Raw genomic sequence first — 19,764 nt, 5'->3', positions numbered from 1 at the left:
TCAACTGGTTGCCGTACAAATAGAGCATTTAATTGGCATCTCACTCATCTTGCTATTGGGTTTGTGACAAACCTAACGGACTGATTTTATTTTGTTTTCTCTTATGAAATATAAACTTAGGTGCCTATAAAGCCTAAGGTGCGGGTAGATCTCAGAAGAAAACGAGCCCGATACAAATAAAAAAGACCACTGCAGTGAATTAACAACAGTGGTCTTAGAGCGGGGTAAGCAGTTTGGGCTAATCTAAATAGCGATAACGCAAATAGCGATAATTTAAACAGCCGAGCTTTAAATCACGAAAAGTAGGACTACGAAGCTTTATCAATCTTTGGCTTTGGGTCGGCTTCTACTTCTTCCTCGCTACTTTCTGAGAAGATATCAGCAACAGCGCTTCTCTCGAGTTCACCTTTTAGATTACCGTCTTCATCAACAACTGGAAGAGAGTAGTCACAAGACATAGTGTCCGGTAGCACTTCTTCAATCACCGCATCTGGTAAGATGGCAGGGACTTCTTCGTATATCTCATCACTAAAATTATGTACCGATGAATCTTCAACTGCGTCTTGTAGGCTCTCTTGTGTGACTAGGCCTTGATAGCCGTCATCCGTTACGTGATAAGCGTAATCGTTTTTCAGCATCTTCATCTGTGCCAGAGCACCTTCAATCGTTTCTGATGTGATTCGATACAGAGGAGGCTGCATAACGGTTTCAACGGTCAGTGCACGAGCACGGTTTACGTCTTTCACGAACGCTTCCACGTAATCATCGGCTGGATTTAGCAGAATCTCATGTGGTGTGCCTTGTTGTACTAACTCGCCGTCTTTCAAAATTGCGATTCTATCGCCTAGGCGGAGTGCTTCGTCCAGATCATGAGTGATGAAAACAATCGTCTTATGAAGCTTCTCTTGAAGTTCGATAAGCTGATCTTGCATTTCACTTCGAATCAAAGGGTCGAGTGCCGAAAAGGCTTCATCCATTAACAAGATTTCAGCGTTAGTACACAGAGCGCGAGAAAGGCCAACACGTTGTTGCTGACCACCTGAAAGTTGCGCAGGGTATTGCTTGCCGTAACCTTTTAAGCCCACCGTTTCTAACCATTCGTTGGCTTTTGCTAAACGGTCTTCTTTTTTGATGCCTTGTACTTCCAACCCGTACGCAACGTTTTCAACCACAGTGCGATGAGGCATTAAGCCAAAGCGTTGGAATACCATCGACATTTTATGACGACGGAACTCTTCTAGCTGTTTAGTGTTGAGGCTCATCACATCAATGCCTTCAACCATGATTTTACCTTGAGTCGGGTCAATCAAACGGTTGAAGTGGCGAATCAGCGTCGATTTACCCGAGCCAGAAAGCCCCATGATAACGAAGATTTCACCACGGTTAATCTCAAGGTTGATCTCTTTCAAACCAACGGTATGACCCGTATCCGCAAGAATCTGATCTTTGTGTTCGCCGTTTTGAACTCGGTTCATAACAGACATTGGTTTCGGTCCAAACACCTTGTACAGACCACTAATTTCAATCAATGGTTTAGTCATGCTTGAATCCTCCTAAATGCGCATTAGTTCTTCTTGCGTACGCTTGTGAAGCGCGGTCAAAAAGGATTGCGAGGGCAACGATGGCGAAACCATTCATCAAGCCTAATGTGAAGTACTGGTTAGTAATCGATTTGAGAACCGGTTGTCCTAGGCCTTTCACACCAATCATGGATGCGATAACAACCATAGACAGTGCCATCATGATGGTTTGGTTAATACCCGCCATGATCGTTGGCATTGCTAGAGGAAGTTGAACACCCCATAAGCGTTGCTTTTTGCTCGCACCGAAAGCGGTAGCGGCTTCAAGGACTTCTTTATCAACTAAGCGTATGCCTAGGTTAGTTAGACGAATTACAGGTGGGATCGCGTAGATAACCACGGCGATTAGCCCTGGAATCTTACCGATGCCCAGTAGCATTACCACTGGAATCAAATAAACGAACGCAGGCATGGTTTGCATGATATCGAGCATCGGCGTAACAATTGACTGAGCTCGATTTGAACGAGCCATCGCAATACCAATCGGAATGCCCAAGAATATTGAAACCAAGGTACATACAGTGATGATACTGAGCGTCCGCATGGTGTCTTCCCACATTCCAAAGTAACCAATGAGAAGTAGAGAAGCAACACAGCCTAGAGCCAGTTTCCAAGAACGGCTTGCTGCGTAGACAAGGCTGGTACACACAGCCAGGACTATAATCCAAGGTGTTGAGATAAGGAGTTTTTCAAACCAAACGAGGAATGAAAGAAGAGGGTCAAAGAGAGATTCAATCATTTCGCCGTATTCACGGGAAAATTCACGGTATGCGCCATCTAGCGTCTTTTTTATGGTTCGTAAATCACCGCGTTCCATCTCTGGAAAGCTTGATAACCAATTGCTGTCAGCCATTTTATATCCTTATAGTTCGGAGCCACTTGTCCATGCGATAAGAAAATCGCTAATGAAAAGGGCTCCGAATCATGAATAACATCAAGTATAGCGACGTTATTTCTGTTTTATTGTTGAAGCGTAATTACTTGTTATTAAATCAAGCTCTTACAGCTCTGCTTCAACTTTCTTAGCCACTTCTTCAGAAACCCATGGGTGCCATACTTCTGGGAATTCACTTAAGAAATGCAGACTCGCTTCTTCGCCATCAGCTTGGTTGTCTTCCATCCATGCAAGTAGCGAGTTCATTTTGTCGTTCGTGAAACCACGTTTAGTAAAGTAGTCGTATGCTTCAGGAGCACGTGACGCAAAACTTTCAGTGGTAATCGTGTGAACAGGTGAAGGCGGGTACATGGTCGCTTTTGGCGATTCACAATCTTCTTTAGTGGTACAGTTAAGGAACTCTTCCTCATTAACGCCACTGCCAAAGTCGACTTTAACCATGTCGTATTTACCTAGCACAGCCGTCGGTGCCCAGTAGTAACCAAACCAAGCTTCTTCACGTTCATAAGCTTTTGCGATAGAGCCAGATAAGCCGGCACTCGAGCCTGGATCAACAATCGTGAAACCGCTGTTTTCTAGCTCAAGAGCATTAAACAGGTTTCCGGCGCTGATCTGACAGTTCCAGCCTGCAGGGCAGCTGTAGAATGCAGATGTATCTGGGTCTTCAGGGTGTTTAAATAAGCTTGCGTTTTTGCGTACGCCTTCGATGGTTGCCATTTCAGGGTACTGTTTTACTAGGTAAGCTGGAACCCAAAAGCCTTCTTCGCCGCCGTTCACAAGTGCTTTACCTGCGTAGCGAAGACGTTTTTCTTCAACACCTTTATCTAATGCGTCTTTTAAGCTGTTGCTCCAAAGTTCAGGTGCAACATCAGGCTGGCCTTTTTCGATCATAGACGTGCCTGTTGGCATAGTGTCGCCAGGGATAAGTTCAGCATCACACCCATAACCATGTTCAAGGATGAATTGGTCGATATTGGCGATCAGTGTTGCAGAGTTCCAGTTCATATCTGCGATTGTTACGCTGCCACATTCTCCAGCGTTAGCATTACCGCTGGCTGCTGCTACTAACAAAAATACGGAGCTTAACTTGTATTTCATATTGAGTTTCCTTTCTCTTTAATAATACAACTAAGGTAACCAAGGTAAATTGATTATCTAAATTGCTCGATGGTGATCCTTTCCGTGTATTTGAACCATTTGAGCAGAAGGAGGGATGGGTGAAGTTTGAATAGATAAACGTGCAAAGTCAGTGAAGTGTGATTTGCCAATTCATCCACTGTGTTTCAACAGCCATCGGATAACTTTGTCAAACTATTACAAATTCGTCAAAAACCACCTCTATTTATAATCTTAGGGAATAATCGTACGAATTCCATCTTTGATGCGATTTACATGGCACTTTAACCGTCTGTGTCACATTACCGCTAAAGTTAGGCGTGGGGCTGTTGATTTTTGAAGGGATTTAAAGGGGGTAAGACCATGATTGATGTGTGTGAAATGCGTTGAATGGTTTTTAAAATCTTATTTTTAATAATAACTTCGCCAAAAATACCCAATTTGGTTTTGAGTTATTCAGAGCTTTTGGAGCTTGAAGTCTAATAGGATAGGTAGCTGTCATGGTTTAATGACAGCCAGAAAGTAGCAAAAGAAAGTTACATCGGAAGGTTCAAAAACTCATTTTGATACAGCTTGTTTGCCAAGCTATCGCGAAGCTTAGCGGGGATGAATTTCATTCGATTGATTTGTCTGACCAACTCTTGTGCAAAGCTAGGCTTTTGTTTCATGTTCATCACGCAGCCCATTAGGTTGATACTTTGTGCATCAAGCAGCTTTTTCGCTTGTTCTAGGTGGTGACTCGACGTTTCACCATAGGCGACAACCATCAATGTGCTGTCACAAGCACTCGCCACAGACTGAGCCGGAATGTTGCCTTTGTTTATGTTGAGAAGCGGTGAGGTATCAATGATGACTCTGTCGTATTTCTCTAACCATTTGTTGACCACGTTTTGTAACGTTGTCGGATCTTTATAAGCCAATTGCGTTGAAGCAACTTGTGGAGCAGGTACACCGATAAACGTACGCTGAGATTCAACATGTTCAATCAATTGACCTTGCTGATTATCTTCTAGCATATTCAAATCTTTGAAAGCAGGGTTGAATAAGTTGAGATCAACATAAAGTGTTGAATGACCCGCAAGAAGAAAACGCTCAGCTAGTGCGGTTGCAATAGATGTTACTCCGTCACCTGAATGGCAGGCGGTGACGCATATTGATTTTTGGCCGTTAAGTTCAGAAGCTAAATACAGTTGCTCGACTTCGGCATGGGTCGCTGAAATTGTCATTATAAAGCTCCTATTAATACGATGGTGGTGGTGATACGCAGTATGTCATCAAGTCCGACGCGTGCTTTTTCAATAAAGCTTTCACGACGGTCTGGGATGTAAATCGTGTCACCAGCGCGTAGCACCGGCAAGTTGTAAATGTTCGCCGTTTTGCTGAATTCAACAAGGTCAAAAGTACGAGCCTGACCTTGGCAGCAAGACATATTGACGATGGTAATTTTTTCTACATAAGCATTGTCGGTAGGTCCTGCTGCTTCTGCCAGAATATCTAGAATGGTCATGTTGTCGTTGAACACATAACGCCCCGGATTGTTAATCGCACCAAGCACACGAACGGTTTCTTCTTTCGGTGTATCTAACCAGTTTTTTCCTTTCTCTGGGATGTAAATCGTGTCGCCAGTGGTTACGTTTGGCAGTAACGATTCGTCACCGGTTTCGAAGTACAGTGATAAGTTAAGTTTGCTTACTTGCGAATAGGTTTTGTCACGATGCGTTACTCGAACGTTGTGGATGTCGGCATCCTTTGTTGGACCGTCAGCCGCAGACAAGATATCAAGGAAGTGCATGTCTTTGGTGAAGCGGTAACGACCGGGTGCATTCACTTGTCCAAAGATGTAGATCGAAGCATCAGAGCTTTGACGAACCCATTGTGATTTATTGTCTGAAGGATCTTGTGGCAAGTCGTGAACACGCACGATAGAGCCCGCTCGAATTTGTGGCATTTGGTCACGTGGCGCACCATTTCGAATAAAATCATCAAGGTTAAACACAACTAGCTTTCTACCAGTAACAACTTCGATTTTCGATGTGTCAGCGCGTAGCGTAGGGCCACCGACGTGTGCCAATAATCCCATGAAATTCATTTCATCTGACCATTCAATACGACCAGGTCGATTCACCTCACCAATCACGTTAACTGCTCTGTCTGGCGTGATTTTCAACCAAGACTTCTCGTTCATGTCGGTTTTCTCGGGAACGAAAATCGCGTCACCAGCTTTGATGCTAGGAGGGTTAGAGTTAGGTAAGCCTTCAGTGTAAGCCGCTAAATCGAATTTAAGCACTCTGCCATCTGCTTTGATAACACGGATTTGTCGTGACTCTGCAAATCGAGTTGGGCCGCCCGCATTCGCCAAGATATCCATAAAGGTCGCGTCTCTTTTGCCTTCAAAAGCACCAGGGGCTGCGACTTCGCCCATTACGTAAACCATGTTGGCGCCGGATTTGATCTCTTCTTCTTGCTTGGGAACGAAAATGGTCGCACCCGGGCGTAAAATTGGAAGCAGACTTTCGTCACCAGAATCTAAGTAACGTTTTAGGTTGAATAGCGTTGGGGTGTTGTTCGAAATCACTCGGATTTGCTCAACACTGGCATAACGAGTTACGCCGCCCGAACGCATAAGTACGTCGACAAGGTCGGTGTTCTCTTTGTAAGTGAACGAACCCGGCGCGTTCACCTCACCAAACACTTTGATGGAGTTACGAGAATCAGCACTGTCACCTGAGTTAGCAAGCTTTGCTGCGTCAAACTCTTGCTCGATGTTACCGACTAATGGAGAAGCTGGAACGAATAGTGAATCCAGTGATTGAAGAGTAGGTAATGCTGACTCGTCTCCTGAATCAAGGAATCGTTTGTAGTTAAACTCTTTCTTATCTGCGCCTCGCTTTAGAATCAGCTTATCCAGTTGCGCGCCCGGGCGTAAACCACCCGCAGCGTAAAGTGCCATTTGGATGCTAGAACCTAATGAGAGCGTGTATTCGCCAGGCTGTTCTACATAACCTTGCACGTAGATGATGATTTGCTGCTCTTTTACATACACTGAAGCGTTCGAAAGATCTTTGTAAGCAGTTGCCAGCGACTCTAGAACGACTTTGTTAAGCTGTTCGCTGTCGTAACCCGCAACAAACACAGCGCCTACTTCTGGAAGAGTAATACGGCCACGCTTATCCACTTGGAACCCCGTGTTTAAGGTACTTTCACCGGGTACGTTAACTTGGATTAGATCACCGACTTGAACCGCGTCTGAAAACTCATCGTTAGCATTGACGACATTCGCAAAGCATAACGATAGGGTGATGATAAAAGCGATCAAGGATTTCATAATCCACCTCCCATTTTCTCGGCATTCTTAGGCGAGACAATTTCAATACTTACTCGGCGGTTCGTTAAACGCGTGCCGTCGGATTCACCTTCAAAAAGAGGGACGGTTTCGCCAACAGAGACGGCTTTGATTCGTTGAGCGCCTAGTCCAAAAATAGTCAGGTAGCGTTCGACTTGTTTCGCTCGTCCAAGTGCTAACTTGTCGTTGTATTCTTCGGCACCCGTTGCATCAGCATGGCCGGTAACAACAAGGTCTAGGGATTTGTGTTCTTTAAGTAAAGTGGTCGCCTCGGCCAGTCTTCCCATATATTTAGGATTTACTTCAGTCGAGTTTTCCGCAAATTGGTTGTCAACATTAAGCAGGTCATACAACTGTTCAATAACCGACAGTTGCATTCTAAATTGATTTTCATTTTTTGGTGGCTCACAGCGGGCTTGTGAAGTTACGTAATCCAGTTGGACCTCAAGTTCATTTAGGCGTTTTCTTTGGATCACTAAATCGTTGGCTGCATCCAGTAGTAGACCGCCTTGAAGTTCACGAGCAATACGATTTTGCTTTTCGATTGCTTGAACAACAGCAGCGGGGAAGCACCAACGAGCGCCTTCTTGGATCAAGGCATCAAGGTGCAATTTAGCAAGCTGCCAATCAAAGCGTAATCCATGTTCTGGACCAAGAGGCTCGTCTGGCATGACAGGAGAGAAGTCTGAGTTTTGATAGTTAATAGAATCGTAACTTTCAGCCAAACCCCCTGTACCTTGTTCAGGATAGCTAGTACAGCCACCCAGAACGAGAGCGGACAGAGAAAGGGCTATGTAGTTTTTCAGTATTTTCATGCCAACGTCCTATGTTTCTAATTTTTCTTATTATTTTTTGTTACTTCTAGCTTAGTGGTTCTTCATGAATTTGCAGGATTTTTTGAATTTACTGGGATAGCGTGGCCAATACGCAGCAAGTTCATAATTTCAAGCGGTTGCCCCGTCACATTTTCAAGTCGCATAATACGCTCGCGTTCAGTCAGACGTTTGAACATATAAACAATCGCGCCAACCCCAGATGAATCTAAAAACTCAACTTGGCTAAAATCAACTTCGATTTCAGGGTGGCCATCGTTAGAAATCACATCATCAATGTCGGTTTGTGCATCACGACTGCCTGCTGCATCCAGATCACCGAAAATAGAAAGTGTCAGTGTCGTTGTGTTTAAATCAATCTTACGTAGTTCCATAGCGATATCTCCTTTTAAGTATGTATGGACAATTGCACTGAATGTGCCAACTTTTATGTTGTTATTTTTCAATAGCTTATATTTGTAGTGAATTCCCATCTCAAATTGAGAAAAGGCATTTCTCAATTTGAGAACTAAAAACGGCGGATCATATGAGAGTCATAAGTCATTAATTCAATGAATAGATGAAAGGGTTGGATAAGGTTGGTGAGTGGATCGCATCTTCTAGCAAAGATTGTCTAACTGGGTGCTAGAGCACTTAGGATTAAAGGTATTTGTTGACCACTACAGTTATTAATACGGAGCAGATGATGAGATTAACCAAACTGGCTTTAGCCACTCTATGGGCGTGTTCGCTTTCTTCTCATTCATCCTATTTACCGCCCGACTATTTGGTGCTTGCAAACTCTTACCAGCAAGGCATTGATGTTTCTGAATACTGGAAGAGTGAAAAGCTTGATGGGATTCGGGCTCTTTGGGACGGACAACATCTTTATACACGCAATGGTAATCGCATTTACTCACCCAAGTGGTTTACTGAAAACTTGCCTAAGGTCCATCTCGAAGGAGAGTTGTGGGCAGGAAGGGGCAAGTTCCACCTTGTTCAATCTACCGTTCTCGATCATACGCCGAGTGACACAGCATGGCGCCAAATCGATTTCATGCTGTTTGATATGCCAGGCGCTGCGGGAGATTATCAAAAGCGCTATTACAACATTTTGCATTGGGTAAGCGTGATTGGAGAATCTCATGTCAGCTACATAGAACATGTACCAATTCACAGTGAAGAGGCTTTGTTTCATCAACTTGATAATGTCGATGAGCGTAATGGCGAAGGTTTGATGCTTAGAAAAATCACCAGTCGTTATCAAGCAGGCCGAAGTAATGATTTGTTAAAACTGAAAAGGCATCATGATGCCGAAGCCACAGTTATTGGCTACAAGGGTGGGACAGGGAAGTATAAAGGGATGATGGGTTCAATCTTGGTTCACACAGAAGAGGGTGTGGAATTTTATATAGGCAGCGGGTTCAGTGACCAAATGAGACTCGCACCGCCAGAGATCGGCAGCCGTATTACCTTTCGTTACAATGGTTTTACTGAAAACGGAAAACCCAAGTTTGCGCGCTTTGTTCGAGAGAAGAGTGAATATTAAGGCAGATACGATCTACCTGACCATTAAACGAAAAAGAGCCCTGAAAATCAGAGCTCTTTTTTTTATTCGAAATCAGATAGACCGACTTAGCGAGTACGAATCTAGCGAGAACTAAATTCTAACTGAACGTCATCGTCCTGCTTGTGCATCCAGTGTAGACGCATACCCAGCATAATCGCGGCTGACGTTAGACCGACGATGAAACCAATCCAGAAGCCGTGCGCACCCATAGGGTCAACAATCCAATCTTTCATACCCAAGATGTAACCGATAGGAAGACCAAGCAACCAGTAAGCCACAAAGGTGATGTTGAAGATTGAACGCATGTCTTTGTAGCCACGCAGAGCACCCGCAGCGATAACTTGGATGGCGTCAGTACATTGATAAACCGCCGCGAACAACAGCAACTGCATTGCAACCATAATTACTGCCGTGTTCTCTGTGTAAAGTAATGCAACCTGTTCTCTAAACAGAATCGTTAACGCCGCTGTCATAAGGGCTGTCACTAAACCAACAATGATACCCACGTGTGTCGCGATCTTCGCACCTTCGGTGTTGTTTTCGCCCAACTTATGGCCAACACGAATACTCACGGCTGCACCGATACTCATTGGAATCATGAAGACCAGCGAAGAGAAGTTGATCGCGACTTGGTGCGCGGCAACAATCAATGAACCCAATGGTGCAACTAACAGAGAAACCACCGCAAACAGAGTTACCTCGAAGAAGATAGCGGCCGCCACAGGGAAACCAAGTCTAAACAGACGAATTTGAGCTTTAAGTTGCGGTTTATGGAACGTACCGAAGATGTTGATTTTCGCCAAACGCTTTGATGTTAAAACGTAAGCGAACAGTAGTGCAAACATCACCCAATATACGATAGCCGTTGCAACGCCACAGCCAACACCACCCAGAGCAGGAGCACCAAGTTTTCCGTATACGAACATCCAGTTAAGTGGGATGTTTAATAGCAAGCCAATAAAACCAATCACCATCGCAGGCTTAGTTAAAGACATACCATCCGTAAAGCTTCGCAATGTTTGGAACAACAAAAATGCAGGTACAGCAAACATCACCGCATTCATATAGCCGATGGTCTTTTCCGCCATGAGTTGTTCAATGTCCATCCACTCCAATATCAATTGTGTCTGGAACAGTACGCCAATGATTGGAAGGGAAATGACGAGCGCTAAAAACGCTCCTTGTTGAATCTCAAATGGAATTTTGACTTGTCGACCAGAACCATTCAGCTGTGCAACGACAGGAACCAACGCCATCAATAGACCAACACCAAATAGGATTGATGGTAGCCAGATACTTGCTGCAATCGAAACCGCCGCCATATCGATAGCACTTACGCCACCAGCCATTACGGTATCAACAAAACCCATTCCAGTTTGTGCAACGGATGCGATCAATACTGGGGTCGCAAGTTTGATTAGATTCGAGGATTCTTCTTTGTAACGATGCACAAACAACTCCAAATAAGAGGGAAAATTAGAATAATAGTGTAGGAAAGGACATTCTGAAGGAATCAGAGACAATGATCTTAAGCTTCCACTGGACGAATCATAAAGAAATGTCACAATAACTGCTATGAAAAACTGTTATTAGAATGCTAAATAGGAATCTTATGTTTACAGGTATCGTTCAAGGCATGGCAACACTGGTTGCTATCAACAAAAAAGAGTCGTTTCAAACTCATACCATTGAGCTAAGCGATGAAATGGTTGAAGGATTAGCCATTGGTGCTTCAGTAGCTCATAACGGTTGTTGCTTAACGGTAACGGAAATTTCAGGTAACCAGATTGCTTTTGATTTAATGCAAGCGACATTGCGATTGACGAACTTAGGCCAACTGAATGTTGGTGACAAAGTGAATGTTGAGCGTGCAGCAAAGTTTGGTGACGAAATTGGTGGGCATAGCATGTCTGGCCACATTACTCTGATGGCTAACCTAGTCGATGTGATTAAAACAGAAAACAACCGTACACTTTGGTTCGAACTACCAGAAGAATCGATGAAGTACGTATTGAGTAAGGGTTACATTGGTGTTGATGGTTGTTCATTGACGATTGGTGAAGTGGAAGAGAACCGTTTCTCTGTTCACCTGATCCCAGAAACTCTGAATCGTACTCTGTTTGGCGGCCGTGAAGTAGGCGACCAAGTGAACATTGAGTTCGATCCACAAACGCAGGCAATTGTTGATACTGTCGAGCGTGTATTAGCGAACCAGAAATAGCCACTAAGCGCATTGAATCGGTGGCAATAAAATCACACCGATGACCAAATTAAAAAAGAGCACGTGAGGTGCTCTTTTTGATCATGGTTTAAACGAGAAACTGATTGTCAGAATACTTGTTCATCATCGGCATCAATCGAAAGGTTGATTCTGTCTCTTACTTCGTCAACCTGCATATCCAAATGAATGGCATTGCAACACGCTGGACAATCATCATAGAAGTCTTGGCTACCATTAGATGCATCAAGCGTGATGTTAATACCGTGCCCACAATGCGGACAGGAGACATGTTTCTCTGTGTATTTATGCATGGCAAATTCTCCTCACTGTAACTGATACCAATCGTATTCGGTTATAAACAGCTGTAATTGGTATTAAACGGCCTGTATCTTCTGAATGCATGCTTCAGTGTGTGCTAAATATTCGCCGCCAAATTGATTGCAGTGGTTAAGAAGATGGTACAAGTTGTAAATGTCTTTCCGATCAGTATAGCCAACGTCGAGTGGATTGACGCTCTGGTAACCTTCATAAAACTCTTTAGGGAAACCTTCAAACAATTCAGTTAACGCCAAATCACACTCATGGTCCCCCCAGTAACAAGCAGGGTCGTAGCAAATTGGGCCAAACGCAGAGTTAGCAACATTGCCATTCCAAAGATCCCCATGAAGCAAAGAAGGGCGAGGGTTGTGGCCAGCAAGACGCATATTCACCACATCAACGATGTCATCGATATCACCAAACTCGATGCCTTTCTCTTTGAGCAGTTGCAGTTGGAAACCAATGCGTTGCTCAGAGAAAAAGCGACCCCATTTCTTATGCCAAGGGTTGGGTTGAAGTGTGCTGCCGATATAGTTGTCTTGGTCGCAACCAAACTCTTTTTGCTCGCCCCATTGATGAAGCCGCGCAAGCTGAACGCCGAAATCGAAGCTATTGTTGCCCGTCTCGAGCGGTTTGGTCGGCAAGTAATTCAGAATAATGAACGAGCACTCTTTGGTTTTGCCAATAAGCACCAACTCAGGAACGTAAACAGTGGAGGTTTCTCTTAACAAGCGTAAGTTCTCAGCTTCAATTTCAAACTTAGGTAAAAATTCTCGCTGATTCACTTTCACAAAGTAACGCTCATTACCATCGCTGATCATATAGCAATCGTTAATGTCGCCACCAGAAACCTTGGTACGTTCAGTAATCTGAAAGTTAAATAGAAGAGTATCTGAAAGTTGTTGAGAAATGGCCTGCCACATAGGAAATCCTCAAAGACTGAAAGTTAAAAAGATTGAAGGTTAGAAATACTGTTTGTTTAATAGCAATAGTTTAGGATAAATCTGAACAATTTATAGACGCACTCGTCAATGTTCTTAGCTCTTCTTCATCTTACGTAGAATCAATTGGCCGAATTGTGAACTCGAACTGATTCAAGCTCTTTGAAATACAAACATAAATTGAAAACCTGACGTGATGAAATAGTTTGGAACTGGTCTCACAATCGAAACGGTTTTGAACGCCACAAACTGGAAAAGAGGTTTGAACTTGTTATTGTCTAGCGACTAAATCAAATGAGCTTTTGGAGTAAGTTGAAAGGGCTATTGTTAACTGGCGCAATACTTTGCTTCAAAGTTTGTCTTACACTTCTTTAGCGTGAATTTACTTATGTCGTAAGTAGGCAGGTATACCACATAAAGCTATATCGATTTAATTTTAAGCTGAAATACTAACTAGGATCATTTAAATGTGGTTTTGGGCAATAAAGTGATGACAAATAGCTTCATTTACATAGTATTAGGCAAGTACGTATTAATCTGCTCTAGAGCTTAAAACGGAGAATTATTGTGGTTGTAGAAACCGATGGCTATTTGGCTTTAATCGAGCACCTATCATTCAACCTTGATGTGTTTACCAATAGTAATGGTGATACTGGAAACGAAAGTGTCGAAGACATTGTTACCGACATGATTTCAACAAACATCATGGCTATTTTCGAGCAAAACCCAGAGTTGCATTCGAGCGTTCGTTTTCAACTTTTGAAAGAAGCAGATGCCGTAGTAGCGGATCTTGGTGAAGTATTAGCGGGTGTGTGGGCTAAGAAAGCGACTAACGAACAAATTGTATTCCTCGATGAGTACATCGCGTTAGTGAAGAACCTGTTTGATACTGCTGTTGCTAAATACGATTAACGGTTTGTTTGCTCATTTATCGTCGTAATTAATCAGCATAATAACAACGGGCGTTTAAGTCGTATCTTTCTAGAGTTACCTCGCTCAGCGGTTTATCTTTCGAACCGCTATAAACGCCTAAAGTGCCAAAACTTGGATGCCCAGTAAGGGTTATCTAACCTAGAAATAATGACACCTTTCGATGTCGAGGCATGTAGAAATTGGTTGTTTCCTAAATAAACGCCTACATGTCGCACCGTCATCGAAGTCTTGAAAAACACCAAGTCACCGCTTGTTGCCTGCCCATACGCAATTTCTTTTCCCTTTTTACTCTGGTCTTTTGTGGTTCTTGGTAGAGCTTGTTGAGTCGCATTTTGCACGGCGATTTGAACAAAAGCAGAGCAATCTATACCTCGAAATGAGGTCCCACCGAAATGGTATGGCACGCCTTTCCACTGTTCATACACGCTCATATAAGCGTTTGTAGTCAATTGTTCTGACTTTGATAGGGGTTTCTGTGCGGTTTGACTAAGCTGAGAAGGCGAAGGTGACGAGCTACAAGCAGCCAATGTTGCTAAAGTTATTGTAACTACAGCCATTTTTCTGATTTTCATATGTAACTCTTCTGACAAAAAACTGAAATAAAAACGTCATCAAGGACTTCTAGTATACGACCTAACTTAAGGATATCTCTTTTCGTAGTCAAACTGGATTTCACATGCCCGACACAAATTTATCAATAAAACCCTCACGTTATACATTCTCGCTCATTCAAACCGTCACTGCTGTATTTATTTCCATTCTTTTACTTGTTACTTTTTTATCAATGGTTAGCATTCGGGGCGTTGAACGGGTCGGGGGACATTTTGATGCACTCTCGGAACAAGCATTACCCCTTGCTCTACATAACGCCGAATTAACGCAAAGCGTATTAGAACAAGTAAAACTTCTCACTTACAGCACCCAATCAACCGACTTAGATACACTGAATGCCACAAGGGGCTCAATTGACCAACTCGCGACAGAGAGCAATACCACGCTAGAGGAACTTCTTTTTATTTCCCAATCTTTTCCTGATGCGATCTCTTTAGAGCAACAACAAATCCTTGTCGATGACATGGCGCAACTGCAAGCTATGACCAACACGGTACTGCTGGCGCAGATTGAGATTCAAAGTAAGCAAAATCTGATCGACAGTAAAATGGGCGAGTTCCGTTATGGCGTTGGGTCTATCGGACCAGAAATGAATCGAATCAGCTCATTCTTGGTTGAAGACAACCCAGAAGCGAGCGATGCAGCGAACCGATTCACATCCAGTGCGTCTGCTATGGCGAACACCTTCTTGATGTTGATGATGCAACCTGACATTGATAAAGCACAAGACGAATACCGTCAATTGAGAAACCGAATCGCAGGCCTTAACTTGGCTTACAGCGATTTTGCCGATTGGCATCCAGACATCGTTGAGTTCGCGAGCTTGACGGCGCCTTACGAGATGGTGAAAGAAGGCTTTACCGAAGAAGGTGTGATCAAACAGATCCTCTTGAAACTCGAACTTGTTCAGCAGCAAGAGCAGAACTTAACGCAAGTTATCACCTTCGCGAATACAGTCATAAGCACATTGAATCAGTTGTCTTCTACCGCTTCCCATCTGATTGATGAAAGCGAACTGGTTGTAAATCAAACCATCACCAATATTGATCGTGTGTTGTTTATCAGCGGGCTGGTTATTGCCGTAATCATTGTGATTTCATGGTTCGTGTTACGCCGTTGGATGAATAAAGGGCTAAAAAACATTACTCAACAGTTGAGTTCACTTGCAGATCATGACTTCTCTAAACTGAGTGAATTGCTTGGGCCGCTAGAGCTGCAAGTTATTACTTCAAAACTCAATACGGTCGTCGATTCAACCGCGGATTCGGTTCGTTTGGTAACGCGCAACTGTGAGACGCTTTATCAAACCGCTGAAGTAAGCCACGACGCTGCAGAACAAACTAATTCGAGCTTGAACGAGCAGAACGAATCACTTCAGAATATGATCACCACCATTACTGAACTAGAAGCATCGATTGGTGAGATAGCTCGTATCTCTAACGCATCGAACGACGATGCACAAATAGCAGAAGATGAGTCAGTGAATGGCAGCCAAGTGGTTGGCCTTAACCAACAACGATTACAAGCGCTTGAGCAGTCTCTTAGCATGAGTGAAGAGTCGATGGCTGACTTGGATGGTCGAGTGAAACAGATTCGTGAAATGGTCGATATGATCAGTGGAATCGCTGAAAACACCAACTTATTGGCACTGAACGCTGCGATAGAAGCGGCGCGAGCAGGTGAACAAGGTCGAGGTTTTGCGGTAGTTGCAGACGAAGTGCGTAAATTGGCGAGCGGCACATCCCAGCAAACCACCAATATTCGTAGCATGATGAACGAGCTAGTAGCGGCAGCCGATCGCTCACGTGCTTCTGTAACGGAATCGAGAAGTGAGATGGCCAATGCACTGGAAACCAGTGGCGATGTAAGACAAGCCTTCGAGAAAATCGAATTTGCGGTTAGCCAGATCAAAGGGCGTGTTGAGCAAATCATGGTGGCTACCGAAGAACAAGCTCGTGCAACTGTCGATGTTACCCATTCAATCACTCGAGTATCTGAGCAGGGCGAAAATACTAAGCTGCAACTTGAATCTATGATCGAGAGTTCAGAGCAAGTCGGAGAGATAGCAGGGCACCAACAAGCTATGCTTCATAAGTACGTATTGAAGTAAGTGTGTCAACGTCGTCCGGAAGTGGGAATTGCCGCTGAAAGGTGAGAAGCTACGCATATAAAAATGGTGCAATCTCTTATGAGTTTGCGCCATTTTTTATTATTTTCTTGAGGCGTTAGGTCTTGTCTTTCGAATGAGGGAAGGAAGCGAATGGTTGGCGTAACATCAAGTCGAGCCTTTGTTCTTTTCCGTCTCGTATTTCTGGTACACCGATGCTTACCTTATCGTGACCAAGCTTGGGTTGAGCACGATACGTTTTAAACCAGATATCCCAAACTGATAAGAAGAACCCAAAGTTAGAGTGGGTCTCTTTGACGATCACTGAATGGTGCACTCGATGCATATCTGGCGTGACAATCACTTTACGAAGCTGCTTGTCGAACCATAAAGGTAAACGACCGTTGCTGTGATTGAACATAGCACTCACATTAAGCACAACCTCGAATATCACAACCGCTAGTGCGGGCACACCCAATACGAAAATCAACGCGACTTTAATTAACATAGATAAAATCATCTCGATGGGGTGGAAGCGGGTACCAGTTGTGACATCGATATCTAAATCGGCATGATGGACGCGATGAAGTTTCCACAGGACAGGGATACGGTGGAAGACTAAATGTTGAGTGTAAATGGCAAGATCTAATAACACGACACAAAGGAACACGGTGATTTCAAAGGGTAGGCGAATGTTATTGAACAGACCCCATTGATTTTGCTCCGCAATCAGTGCCGCTTGAAATGCCGCAACAGGTATTAATGTCGCCAATAAAACACTGTTAAGCGCCATTAATGAGAAGTTATTTCCCCAACGAAACCATTTATTTTGAGTCAACGTTTTTCTTGGCGCACGATATTCCCACAACGCACACAAAACAAAAGCGCTAATAAAGAAAACAAGGCGAAGCAGTGATGGGTCTTGCATGGGAATTCCTTCTATCATTCTAGGGACACTGTAAGTACAATCGTGCCACTTTTCTAGATTTATCGTTATTGTCCATGAGAATCCACGCTTTTCACCGTTTATATCAACACCGTTTGTCTCTTTCTACCAAGCCGTTTAACGCGCGCGGGTGTAAAGTGGTTCGATGTCAGTTCTGTAAAATCAAACAAGACAGCTGTATCTGTGAACATCAACCAGACGTAAATACGAACGTCGCGACCATGTTGATCTTATCGGACAACGAAATACTCAAACCAAGTAATACCGGCCGTTTAATCCTTGATACCGTTAAAGACAGCTATGCCTACCTTTGGCACCGCACTGAACCGAATCAAGAGATGCTTGATGTGCTGAAAGACGATAAATATCAGCCAGTCGTGGTCTTTCCTGAAGATTATACCGATGACAAATCGCGTGTGGTTGCAGATCTTGCTGAAATGCGAGATTCGAACAAGACGTTGCTGCTGATCTTTATTGATGGTAGTTGGCGTGAAGCACGACGTATTTTCCGTCGTTCAGAGTATCTGCAAGACTTACCGGTGTTGTCGATCGAACCAGAATCGGTTTCGCAATACATGATGCGTAAGTCAGACAACGAACAACATCTATCAACGGCCGAAGTAGCGAGCTTAGTTTTGAAACAAGCCGGTGAAGAACAGGGCGCTAAGACTTTACAGCTATGGTTTGAAGCATTTCGTGAAAGCTACATGTTGAGTAAGACGCGTTATAAGTCCGATCCAACCAAACCAAGCCTGAATGCTTTCATAGAGCATACTAAAAGTGAGACGTCACTCTAACCTTTAACCGCTTTGTGCTGACTTGTTGTTCAAACAGATTCGAACACGAGATAAGTTTGTTATCTATCACGGTTTGTAGGGGGAGTGTTATGGATAATGCTTCCTAGTTGTTTAATTTAAAAATTTTATTTGCCCGAATTTAGGGAAAAATTGGAGAGATTTCATGTATTACGGCTTTGATGTTGGCGGCACAAAAATTGAGTTTGGTGCGTTCAATGAAAAACTTGAGCGAGTAGCAACCGAACGCGTACCAACGCCTACTGAAGATTATCAACTGCTACTTGATACGATTGCCGGTTTGGTAAAAAAATACGATAGCGAATTCTCTTGCGAAGGCAAAATTGGCCTTGGTCTTCCAGGCATGGAAGATGCGGACGACGGCACTATGCTTGTTGTTAACGTACCGGCTTCAACAGGTAAGCCATTACGCAAAGACTTAGAAGCGCTGATTGGTCGTAGTGTTAAAATCGAGAACGATGCGAACTGTTTTGCGCTGTCTGAAGCGTGGGATGATGAATTGAAAGATGAACCATCAGTAGCTGGCCTAATTCTAGGTACTGGTTTTGGTGGTGGTTTGGTTTTTGATGGCAAAGTATTTTCAGGACGTAACCACGTTGCTGGCGAGCTCGGCCATATGCGTCTTCCTATTGATGCATGGTTCCACCTTGGCGACAACGCACCGTTACTAGGCTGTGGTTGTGGCAAGAAAGGTTGTTTAGACAGCTACCTATCTGGTCGCGGCTTTGAACTGATTTATGAGCACTACTTCGGTGAGAAAAAGAAAGCGATTGAAATCATCCAAGCGTACAACGAAGGCGAAGCAAAAGCAGCTGAGCACGTTGACCGTTTCATGGAACTATTGGCTATCTGTTTCGCAAACCTATTTACTGCACTTGACCCGCATGTTGTAGCACTAGGTGGTGGACTTTCAAACTTCGAACTTATCTACGAAGAGATGCCAAAGCGTGTTCCTAAATACCTATTGTCTGTAGCGAAATGTCCAAAGATCATCAAAGCGAAGCACGGTGATTCAGGTGGCGTTCGTGGCGCAGCATTCCTTAACATTAAGTAATCATTACTTACCGTTAAGCTAATTAAGGTTAGATAGTTAAAAGCACAAATAAAAATGCCGCAATCTCTTTCGAGGTTGCGGCATTTTTTATAGTTCAGTGTTTTCGTTTCTTTAGCTCTAAGAGCTTAGATCTTAATTACAAACGAAAAGCTAGAAACGACATATCAAGAAAAGAGCCAAGAGGGCTTACTTCTTCTTTTTACCAACACCAAGATTGTCTTTTTGCTTCAACGTAAGCTTAGTAAAGCCAAGCTTGCGGAAGTAGTTGTCTTGGTAGTTGCGAACCGCTTTAGTATCAGAAATCAACTCAAGCTGTTGCTCAGTTTTTAGATACTCAGAGATATCGATGCCTTCAGCTGCAGCAACAGCTTCTTGGATCGTGCGGTGTTCTTGTTTCGAAAACAGTAACTCTTTGTCTTCGTCTTTGTAAGTGTACAGAATGGTACGAGCCATGATGCTCTCCAATAGAATTATTACTTTGCGCGCACTCTACATAAAAAC

General features: G+C 43.6%; 19 protein-coding genes. 6 read left to right on the top strand and 13 right to left on the bottom strand.

The features are described from left to right. Nucleotides 1–308: 308 nt before the first annotated feature. The 7 genes from AB4161_RS01470 to AB4161_RS01440 all read right to left on the bottom strand — a co-directional run bounded on the left by AB4161_RS01470 (nucleotide 309) and on the right by AB4161_RS01440 (nucleotide 8,141). The gene (locus tag AB4161_RS01470; protein ID WP_372082616.1) at nucleotides 309–1,541 is read right to left on the bottom strand and encodes a glycine betaine/L-proline ABC transporter ATP-binding protein; all 1,233 of its coding nucleotides are present in this window, start codon (nucleotides 1,539–1,541) and stop codon (nucleotides 309–311) included. Continuing rightward, complete coding sequence (locus AB4161_RS01465; RefSeq protein WP_017059591.1) at nucleotides 1,534–2,433, bottom strand: proline/glycine betaine ABC transporter permease; 900 nt, start codon at nucleotides 2,431–2,433, stop codon at nucleotides 1,534–1,536. Before AB4161_RS01465 ends, AB4161_RS01470 begins: the two co-directional genes overlap by 8 nt. Nucleotides 2,434–2,580: 147 nt before the next feature. Next, nucleotides 2,581–3,573: an ABC transporter substrate-binding protein gene (locus AB4161_RS01460; RefSeq protein WP_017063893.1), complete on the bottom strand. Its 993-nt coding sequence runs from the start codon at nucleotides 3,571–3,573 to the stop codon at nucleotides 2,581–2,583. A 554-nt stretch (nucleotides 3,574–4,127) separates the two neighbouring features. After that, nucleotides 4,128–4,817, bottom strand: coding sequence for a chromosome partitioning protein ParA (locus tag AB4161_RS01455; protein ID WP_171732995.1), 690 nt, complete (start codon nucleotides 4,815–4,817; stop codon nucleotides 4,128–4,130). Next, nucleotides 4,817–6,916, bottom strand: a complete 2,100-nt coding sequence (locus tag AB4161_RS01450) for an SLBB domain-containing protein (protein WP_017067079.1) — start codon at nucleotides 6,914–6,916, stop codon at nucleotides 4,817–4,819. Before AB4161_RS01450 ends, AB4161_RS01455 begins: the two co-directional genes overlap by 1 nt. Further along, entirely contained in the window at nucleotides 6,913–7,749 is an 837-nt protein-coding gene (locus AB4161_RS01445; protein WP_017067078.1) for an OmpA family protein, read from the bottom strand. The genes AB4161_RS01450 and AB4161_RS01445 overlap by 4 nt, the downstream gene beginning before the upstream one ends. A gap of 62 nt (nucleotides 7,750–7,811) precedes the next feature. After that, nucleotides 7,812–8,141 carry an STAS domain-containing protein gene (locus AB4161_RS01440; protein ID WP_372082615.1) on the bottom strand — a complete coding sequence of 110 codons (330 nt, stop codon included), beginning with the start codon at nucleotides 8,139–8,141 and terminating at the stop codon, nucleotides 7,812–7,814. Nucleotides 8,142–8,452: 311 nt separating this feature from the next. On the opposite strand from AB4161_RS01440, the gene AB4161_RS01435 reads away from it, so the two are divergent. Beyond that, the gene (locus AB4161_RS01435) at nucleotides 8,453–9,295 is read left to right on the top strand and encodes a DNA ligase (RefSeq protein ID WP_372082638.1); all 843 of its coding nucleotides are present in this window, start codon (nucleotides 8,453–8,455) and stop codon (nucleotides 9,293–9,295) included. 101 nt (nucleotides 9,296–9,396) lie between these two features. On the opposite strand, the gene AB4161_RS01430 is transcribed toward AB4161_RS01435, so the two are convergent. After that, nucleotides 9,397–10,767 (bottom strand): MATE family efflux transporter, encoded by a 1,371-nt coding sequence (locus tag AB4161_RS01430; RefSeq protein WP_017063888.1) that lies wholly within the window; start codon nucleotides 10,765–10,767, stop codon nucleotides 9,397–9,399. Between the two features lie 161 nt (nucleotides 10,768–10,928). Between AB4161_RS01430 and AB4161_RS01425 the strand changes: the two genes are divergently transcribed. After that, entirely contained in the window at nucleotides 10,929–11,537 is a 609-nt protein-coding gene (locus tag AB4161_RS01425; protein WP_017063887.1) for a riboflavin synthase, read from the top strand. 107 nt (nucleotides 11,538–11,644) lie between these two features. Here the strand turns inward: AB4161_RS01425 and AB4161_RS01420 are convergent, their stop codons facing one another. Both AB4161_RS01420 and AB4161_RS01415 read right to left on the bottom strand, forming a co-directional pair. Further along, nucleotides 11,645–11,848: a CPXCG motif-containing cysteine-rich protein gene (locus AB4161_RS01420; RefSeq protein WP_017059600.1), complete on the bottom strand. Its 204-nt coding sequence runs from the start codon at nucleotides 11,846–11,848 to the stop codon at nucleotides 11,645–11,647. A 63-nt stretch (nucleotides 11,849–11,911) separates the two neighbouring features. Continuing rightward, on the bottom strand, nucleotides 11,912–12,778 hold the full coding sequence (locus AB4161_RS01415) for a fructosamine kinase family protein (protein WP_017059601.1): 867 nt from the start codon (nucleotides 12,776–12,778) through the stop codon (nucleotides 11,912–11,914). A 585-nt stretch (nucleotides 12,779–13,363) separates the two neighbouring features. Between AB4161_RS01415 and AB4161_RS01410 the strand changes: the two genes are divergently transcribed. Beyond that, nucleotides 13,364–13,708 (top strand): DUF3802 family protein, encoded by a 345-nt coding sequence (locus AB4161_RS01410; RefSeq protein WP_010440912.1) that lies wholly within the window; start codon nucleotides 13,364–13,366, stop codon nucleotides 13,706–13,708. A 107-nt stretch (nucleotides 13,709–13,815) separates the two neighbouring features. Here AB4161_RS01410 and AB4161_RS01405 read toward each other — a convergent pair whose 3' ends face one another. Further along, a complete protein-coding gene (locus AB4161_RS01405; protein WP_017059602.1) occupies nucleotides 13,816–14,301 on the bottom strand; it encodes a C40 family peptidase in 486 nt (161 codons plus the stop codon). Between the two features lie 104 nt (nucleotides 14,302–14,405). Here AB4161_RS01405 and AB4161_RS01400 point away from each other — a divergent pair, with 104 nt between their 5' ends. Next, a complete protein-coding gene (locus AB4161_RS01400; RefSeq protein ID WP_372082613.1) occupies nucleotides 14,406–16,451 on the top strand; it encodes a methyl-accepting chemotaxis protein in 2,046 nt (681 codons plus the stop codon). 115 nt (nucleotides 16,452–16,566) lie between these two features. Here AB4161_RS01400 and AB4161_RS01395 read toward each other — a convergent pair whose 3' ends face one another. After that, nucleotides 16,567–17,376: a sterol desaturase family protein gene (locus AB4161_RS01395; protein WP_171733000.1), complete on the bottom strand. Its 810-nt coding sequence runs from the start codon at nucleotides 17,374–17,376 to the stop codon at nucleotides 16,567–16,569. Between the two features lie 68 nt (nucleotides 17,377–17,444). Here AB4161_RS01395 and AB4161_RS01390 point away from each other — a divergent pair, with 68 nt between their 5' ends. Together AB4161_RS01390 and nagK are read left to right on the top strand one after the other, a co-directional pair. Continuing rightward, nucleotides 17,445–18,191, top strand: a complete 747-nt coding sequence (locus tag AB4161_RS01390; protein ID WP_372082611.1) for a tRNA-uridine aminocarboxypropyltransferase — start codon at nucleotides 17,445–17,447, stop codon at nucleotides 18,189–18,191. A 163-nt stretch (nucleotides 18,192–18,354) separates the two neighbouring features. Beyond that, nucleotides 18,355–19,263, top strand: a complete 909-nt coding sequence (gene nagK / locus AB4161_RS01385; protein WP_004733781.1) for an N-acetylglucosamine kinase — start codon at nucleotides 18,355–18,357, stop codon at nucleotides 19,261–19,263. 186 nt (nucleotides 19,264–19,449) lie between these two features. Here the strand turns inward: nagK and AB4161_RS01380 are convergent, their stop codons facing one another. Beyond that, on the bottom strand, nucleotides 19,450–19,716 hold the full coding sequence (locus tag AB4161_RS01380) for a DUF2960 family protein (RefSeq protein WP_017063882.1): 267 nt from the start codon (nucleotides 19,714–19,716) through the stop codon (nucleotides 19,450–19,452). Between the last annotated feature and the right edge of the window lie 48 nt (nucleotides 19,717–19,764).

Source organism: Vibrio sp. 10N.286.51.E5, assembly GCF_041469125.1.
Classification (GTDB): Bacteria; Pseudomonadota; Gammaproteobacteria; order Enterobacterales; family Vibrionaceae; genus Vibrio; species Vibrio crassostreae_C.
This window is presented reverse-complemented; position numbering and strand designations above follow the sequence as displayed.